Source organism: Saccharopolyspora soli, from assembly GCF_022678645.1.
Classification (GTDB): Bacteria; Actinomycetota; Actinomycetes; order Mycobacteriales; family Pseudonocardiaceae; genus Saccharopolyspora; species Saccharopolyspora soli.
Map to the genome: position 1 here is coordinate 1 of NZ_JALBWV010000140.1, position 5911 is coordinate 5911.

The 5911-nt window shown below is 66.8% G+C and carries 9 protein-coding genes; 8 read left to right on the forward strand and 1 reads right to left on the reverse strand.

Annotation, left to right across the window (positions count from 1 at the left end):
* Window positions 1-150: 150 nt before the first annotated feature.
* From MOQ72_RS43695 to MOQ72_RS43730, 8 genes are all read left to right on the forward strand, one after another.
* Window positions 151-393 carry a hypothetical protein gene (locus MOQ72_RS43695; RefSeq protein WP_242191959.1) on the forward strand — a complete coding sequence of 81 codons (243 nt, stop codon included), beginning with the start codon at window positions 151-153 and terminating at the stop codon, window positions 391-393.
* Between the two features lie 65 nt (window positions 394-458).
* The gene (locus MOQ72_RS43700) at window positions 459-770 is read left to right on the forward strand and encodes a hypothetical protein (RefSeq protein WP_242191960.1); all 312 of its coding nucleotides are present in this window, start codon (window positions 459-461) and stop codon (window positions 768-770) included.
* Window positions 771-861: 91 nt separating this feature from the next.
* On the forward strand, window positions 862-1188 hold the full coding sequence (locus MOQ72_RS43705; RefSeq protein ID WP_242191961.1) for a hypothetical protein: 327 nt from the start codon (window positions 862-864) through the stop codon (window positions 1186-1188).
* A 147-nt stretch (window positions 1189-1335) separates the two neighbouring features.
* Entirely contained in the window at window positions 1336-2190 is an 855-nt protein-coding gene (locus MOQ72_RS43710; RefSeq protein ID WP_242191962.1) for a hypothetical protein, read from the forward strand.
* Window positions 2187-2507 carry a hypothetical protein gene (locus MOQ72_RS43715; RefSeq protein ID WP_242191963.1) on the forward strand — a complete coding sequence of 107 codons (321 nt, stop codon included), beginning with the start codon at window positions 2187-2189 and terminating at the stop codon, window positions 2505-2507. Before MOQ72_RS43710 ends, MOQ72_RS43715 begins: the two co-directional genes overlap by 4 nt.
* A gap of 72 nt (window positions 2508-2579) precedes the next feature.
* Window positions 2580-2765, forward strand: a complete 186-nt coding sequence (locus MOQ72_RS43720) for a hypothetical protein (RefSeq protein ID WP_242191964.1) — start codon at window positions 2580-2582, stop codon at window positions 2763-2765.
* Window positions 2766-2802: 37 nt separating this feature from the next.
* Window positions 2803-3729 carry a DUF5131 family protein gene (locus tag MOQ72_RS43725; RefSeq protein WP_242191967.1) on the forward strand — a complete coding sequence of 309 codons (927 nt, stop codon included), beginning with the start codon at window positions 2803-2805 and terminating at the stop codon, window positions 3727-3729.
* Window positions 3730-3758: 29 nt separating this feature from the next.
* Window positions 3759-4007 (forward strand): hypothetical protein, encoded by a 249-nt coding sequence (locus tag MOQ72_RS43730; protein ID WP_242191965.1) that lies wholly within the window; start codon window positions 3759-3761, stop codon window positions 4005-4007.
* A gap of 112 nt (window positions 4008-4119) precedes the next feature.
* Here the strand turns inward: MOQ72_RS43730 and MOQ72_RS43735 are convergent, their stop codons facing one another.
* Window positions 4120-4812: a glycosyltransferase family protein gene (locus MOQ72_RS43735; RefSeq protein ID WP_242191966.1), complete on the reverse strand. Its 693-nt coding sequence runs from the start codon at window positions 4810-4812 to the stop codon at window positions 4120-4122.
* Window positions 4813-5911: the final 1099 nt, after the last annotated feature.

The following is a 5911-nucleotide window of genomic DNA, read 5'->3' on the forward strand; positions in this document are numbered from 1 at the left end:
GCAGCGGCCCGCAAACTCGACACAGTTCTACCGCGACTGCTCAACGAGCGGTAAGCGTAACCCCACCCCACCGGCGGCGCCCCGGAACCCAGTTGGGTTCCGGGGCGCCGCCGTGTCGTCGAATCCTGTTACGACACCGGAGGATCCACCATGACCGTGCAGTTCGACCCGCGCCGGGAATGGGCGCGCGACGACGCATCTACGGGCAACCAGCCCGCGCCCGGTCGGGAGACCGACCTTGCTCCGCATCTGCAGCGCCTTGTGCGTGAGGCGCTCGCCGCCCACCACTCCGCCGGATGGCGAGTGCAGGCCGACGTTGTGATCGGCCTCTGGAACGCCCAGAACCAGCTCGACGTCCTCAACCAGGCCCCGCCAGCCCGCACCACGAACTGAAGAACACCAGCCGCCTCGGCATACGGAATACGCGCCAAAGACCCCACTCCTGAAGGGAAAACTCCATGTCTCGGGTTACCGACTACATGATCATTGCGGAGCAGCTGCTTGCCGCCGCGGACCAGCGACCCGAGGAACGGGTCCGGCTCGCGTCCGCCGCGCAAATCGCCTCGGACGCGGCGCGCGCCGCCCAGCACGACATCATGCAGGTTCACTCCGGGTACTTGGACCAAGCGGTCGACCTGGTGAAGCCCTGCATCACCGAGCCGTTGCAGAACGGTGTGATCATGGCCGCCCGAACCTTCTTGTCGTTGGCCAAGACCTGGGCCGACAAGCACCGCCACATCCCAACGGCGGGTTTCGGTTCCGACGCATGACAGATCCGCGGTTGACGTCGGGTTGTGAGGTTGGCGCACCGGCTCGGGTCGGTGCGCTTTCTGCTCAATCATGACGACCAAGGAGTACAGCATGGATGCTCGCACGGACAGACCGACCGGCGCCGAGACGATCACCATGGAGGGCACGGACCAGCATGCATGGCGCACCAGCCGCGGTGACTGGATGACCTCGTGGACGGGAATCGCTTTGTATTCCCGCGAACAGGTACTCGCCCTGGTGGAGTACGCCGCGATGCTGGAAACCACGGGTCCGCTGACCGGTCTCACCGAGGACGAGCTTGACGAGCTGGCGTTCGCGTGGTCCGACGTCCTCGATATGGCTGCTGATGACGTGCGCGACGACCTGCTACGCGGCTACGTCACCGCGGCCGGTGCCAGCCACGCGACGCCGAGCTGAGAGGAGAACGACGCGGATCAGCCGCGATACCCCCGTGTCTCAGGGGCCGATCGCTGTTCCAGTACCCCTCGCCTTGCGTCGGCGGCCGGACTGCGAGCACCGCCCAGCCTCTGACGTTGTCTGTCTCGTGACCAGGGAGGAGTCACCGTGACGACCACGACCGAACCTGCTCAGAAGTCGCGCCGGGATCGTGCCAGCGCGTTGCTCGACCAGGTCCGCGCCCATTACTGCAATCCCAAGGATGTCTTTCCGGGCGTTATCTTCGTGACCGAGGTCGAAGCGCCGCACGCTGCGCGCCGCGCTGACGCTATTGCGCTGGGACTGACCCGGTCGCAGTTGTTCGTGGATGGAATTGAGATCAAGGTCGACCGGCAGGATTGGCTGGCGGAGCTTTCCGACCGGACGAAAGCGGACGCGTGGTATCGGCATACGTCCCGTTGGTGGGTCGCCGTGCCGGATCCGCGCATCGTGCATCCTGGGGAGCTTCCGCCTGGGTGGGGGTTGATGTGCCCGAGTACGCGGCGAAACAGCCGCCGCATGAAGATCGTGGCCGAACCCGAGGTGCGTGACCCGATCCTGGACTACCCGGCGGTGGCCCAGTGGCTGAAGAAAATCGACAGCGCCCGCGGCCAGGAAGTCCAGCGGGGCATCGAGGAAGCAACGCGGCGGATCCGCGCCGAGGAACACGCCCGCGCCGAGAAGAACCGTGCCCGCCAACCGGTCATGTCCTGGCGTGACCAGGAGTTACGTGATCTCGGGCAACGCCTGGTGGACCGGACCGGGATGGAGACCGTGGATCTTCTGGGGCGGTTGAAGAACCCGGACATCGGCCCCCTGGTGCGTGCCGCAATCGAGTGCAGCCCCGCCATTGGGGGTGTGACCGCGGATCGGTTCCTGCGCGACCGGTTGTCTCGCGCGCTCCACGACCACCAGGCCAAGGCCGCCGTCCTGGACGACGCTCTCCACGTGCTCGACAGGCTCCCCGCAGGTGGTGAGCGATGACCCAGATCAAGATCGTCGCACAACCCCGGACCCGACTAGGTAGTAAGTCGGTGGCGTGGTGGGCGCGCCAGCCCGTCGCCGACGTCGACCCCCGCGAGGTCTGGTGGGCCAACACCCCAGTGTGCCGGGACGCCGTTGAGTACTACAAAAGGCATCCCCGAGGGCAATTCGAACGGGAGCATGACGGCGACCCGTGCGTGGTCCGCGCCGGTGACGGCACTCTCGAAGGCCGCAACGGCAAGCACCGCGCCATCGCCGCGATCGAGACCGGCCGTCGGCTGCGCGTCCGCCTCCATGACGAAGGCGCGAATCGGTAGTGCGGAAAACGGACTGACGCCGCGAAGCTCTTGGCGAGGCTGTATTACCTGCCCGGCGCGACTGGCCGTCGGGTGGTAGCGGCAGTCTACGGCGCGGTCGATGAGCGCGGCGACATCACGAAAAACCAGGTCGGTGACGTGCTCGCTCGCCTGTATCGCAGCTCGATCAGCGACGACTTCGTGACCGACGCGTTGGCGATCATCCGGGACAAAGTTCCCGCTCAGCGGGACCTGGTCACCGCGATTCTCACGTGGTAACCCCGACCGGACGGGACGAGGAGTTTGAGTGAGCGAGATGACAAAGATCGAGTGGACGGATGCGACGTTCAATGCGTGGTGGGGCTGCGCACGGGTCTCTCCGGCGTGTCGGTTCTGTTACGCGGACGCGAACGCACGGAGGTGGAAGCACGAGTTGTGGCGCCGCTCGGGTCCGCGGCGGCTGTTGTCGGAGGCGAACTGGCAGAACCCGTTGCGATGGAATCGGGCGGCGAAGAAGGCCGGTCGGCCGCTGAAGGTGTTCTGCGGGTCGATGTCGGACGTCTTCGAAATCCACCCGGTGGCGGAGGTCAACGCACAGTTGGACGCGGCGCGGTCGCGGTTGTGGACGGTGATCGAGCAGACGCCGTGGCTGGTCTGGCAGCTGCTGACGAAACGACCGGACAATATCGCCGCGCTGGTGCCGTGGACGGATGGCTGGCCGCCCAACGTCTGGTTGGGCACGTCGGTCGAGGACAACCAGCGCGCCGCCGAACGCATCCCGGTCCTGGTACGCACCAGCGCGCCGACGGTGTTCTTGTCGTGCGAACCCCTGTTGGCCGATCTTGATCTCAGCCCCTGGCTCGACGGCGGGCACGTGGCCGCGTCGCGACGGGTGGACTGGGTGATCGCCGGTGGGGAGTCCGGGCCGAAAGCACGGCCGATGCATCCGGACTGGGCTCGGTCACTGCGTGACCAGTGCACCAGTGCCAGGGTGCCGTTCTTTTTCAAGCAGTGGGGCGAATGGGCTCCGGTGAACGAGCCCCGGTCCGATCCGTGGTCTGATCCGAGCCGTCACCGCTGGCTCGCGCCGGATGGCACGAGGAAACCCTTCGGCGAGTTCACCGGCACCGAGCCCGCCGGGCTGGCGCTGGTGCACAGGGTGAGGAAGAAGGCCGCGGGCCGCGTGCTTGATGGCCGCACGTGGAATGAGTTCCCCACCGTCGCCGCCCCGGCGACGTGCTGAAACCAGCCGTTAGAGAAAGGAGTTTCGTCATGGCCCGGATCGCCCCCGGCGACCGAGTCCGGTTGGTGCTGGTCTGGCAGGACAAGGACCGCACTGGTGGTTGTGACGTTCAGGTTGAGGGCACCGTTGCCGAGCACACCGACCTCGGTGACGGAAGCGGCGCGCTGCTGCTCACCGACGTGCCCGAACACCTGCGCGGGTATTGGTGTGCGCCGTCGTCGGATGAGCACCAGACGACCACCGTCGAGGTGCTGGCAGGCGAGCCGGTGTATCGCTAACCGCACCGAACTCGACGTCGCCACCCGCATCGGCCCCCGTGCTCAAGAAGGCGACGAGATGTGCTGTCGACCGGAACTGATCGGGTTGGTCGGTCCGCCGGGATGAGAACCGTCAGAGGCTGTACCCGTGCGGCTGTTCATCCAACCAGGATCCGGCGGTTCGGGCTTTTGCTGTCCACATGGGACAGATGGCTGCGCGGACCGCGTTGGCCGCTGCACCGACACCCCAGAGCTGACGCCACTCCAGATGCGCACCGAAGAGAGAGGGTAGATCATGAGCACCCGCAGGCGGGTTGGTCCCGCCATGATCGCAGTATTGCAGTACTTGAACAGCATTGGGGGCGTGGCTGCGTCCACGTTCGATCTTGTCGCGCGGGAACTCCGCTTGAATGGGTCGCCACGGTTCGGTTTCGAAACCGTGGATCGTGTCATTGCCGCCGGTCTCGTGAAGGAGGAACGACGGGGAGGTGCGGTCGTGATCACTGATGCTGGCCTCGCCGAGTTGGCCACCCAAAACCGCAACGTTCTGGTAGGCAGGGCGGAAACCATGCGGTGAGGTACGCAACGAAACCTCGTGTTGTTGCCGCCCACCCATGTCCCAGTCTTCGGTCAGCGACGTCTCCGACCAGCCACCTGCCTCGATCAGCGCGGCGCGGCGGAACAGGCACATGGTGCCCAGCGGCCACACCGAGCGGCGTTCGTTGCGGGTCGTGGAGATCGTCGGGAAACCCTCGAAGTAGGACCAGAAGCACGCGCGCATCCACCGGCGCCCGCGCCAGTCCCGGAAGTCGTAGGGAACCTGCATCCCGCGCGGACATTCTCAGCTGATCGAGAGCGGGGTGGGCGGGTTGCTTGACGGCTCGCCCGCCCTTCCTTTTTCGCACGCATCAACGTGGTTGAGCTGTGCCCAGGCACGGTAGGCCGTTGTCTGCCGTGCCTGGAGGCTGTTCGACCAGCCTGCCGGATCCGGGACCTCTACCTTCGCGCGCGAGACCAGCTCCCACGGGCGAAGGAACATCGGGACTGGAGTGGGACGGTCTGGACTTGAACCGAGGTCGGCGCGGCGACGGGTCCTGCTCCCGGTGGCGAGTCGCGGCGCCCGGTTCAGCCGCCGACAAGATTCGTCGAGTGATCACTCCGGACCAGTGTTCCTCTGCCTGGCGGGCGCCTGCGCCCACGAACTCGTTCGTGCGCGTTGGGGTTCGCCACCGGCGAATCAGAACAGGAAGAGGCCCCCGAGTAGCGACATCGGCGTGACATCCGCGCTGGTCGAGGGCCACCAACCACTCCCCGATGAAAGGGGGCTACCGCATGGTAGCGGACAGCAGAGCACCGCGGGTATTTCTCGCGGGCCGTAGGGATCTCCCACCGGACGTGCGTGAGGTGCGGGATGACCAGGGGCGTGTGTGGAGCCGCGATAGGTACGGCGTGTTCCACACCGAGGACAACCGGCACCACCTGGATCCCGCAGCGCTGAGTGCGCGCACGGACCTGGTGGAGGCGGTGCCTGCGTGATGTTCCGCGAAGAGGACGACGATTCCATCGAGGGTTTGGCGGATGCCGTGTTCGGCCGCATTGAACGGTGGGAAGAGGAGGAGTGATGCGCCGTGTCCTCGTGCGGCTGATCGCGTTCTGCGCGAACGGCTGCGGAACGCAGGTGTCGGGAGATCAGGTCATGTGTACGCGATGCGCGTACGGCTTGAACGACTGACGAGTTTCGTGGAGCACGGCCGTCCGCGGGGTGGCGGTGACGCCGATACCCCGCGGGTTGTCGAGGTCGCGCCCCATGGCCTGGGGCGTGGTGGCCTGCTCCACCGTCACCGGGAGCCGGGGGGGGGGGGGGGGGGGGGGGGGGGGGGGGGGGGGGGGGGGGGGGGGGGGGGGGGGGGGGGGGGGGGGGGGGG

Bases quoted from the DNA above. Each gene is read 5' to 3' on its own strand.
- MOQ72_RS43725 (WP_242191967.1), top strand. From the start codon at position 2,803: ATGACAAAGATCGAGTGGACGGATGCGACGTTCAATGCGTGGTGGGGC.
- MOQ72_RS43700 (WP_242191960.1), top strand. From the start codon at position 459: ATGTCTCGGGTTACCGACTACATGATCATTGCGGAGCAGCTGCTTGCC.
- MOQ72_RS43730 (WP_242191965.1), top strand. From the start codon at position 3,759: ATGGCCCGGATCGCCCCCGGCGACCGAGTCCGGTTGGTGCTGGTCTGG.
- MOQ72_RS43705 (WP_242191961.1), top strand. From the start codon at position 862: ATGGATGCTCGCACGGACAGACCGACCGGCGCCGAGACGATCACCATG.
- MOQ72_RS43715 (WP_242191963.1), top strand. From the start codon at position 2,187: ATGACCCAGATCAAGATCGTCGCACAACCCCGGACCCGACTAGGTAGT.
- MOQ72_RS43695 (WP_242191959.1), top strand. From the start codon at position 151: ATGACCGTGCAGTTCGACCCGCGCCGGGAATGGGCGCGCGACGACGCA.
- MOQ72_RS43735 (WP_242191966.1), bottom strand. From the start codon at position 4,812: ATGCAGGTTCCCTACGACTTCCGGGACTGGCGCGGGCGCCGGTGGATG.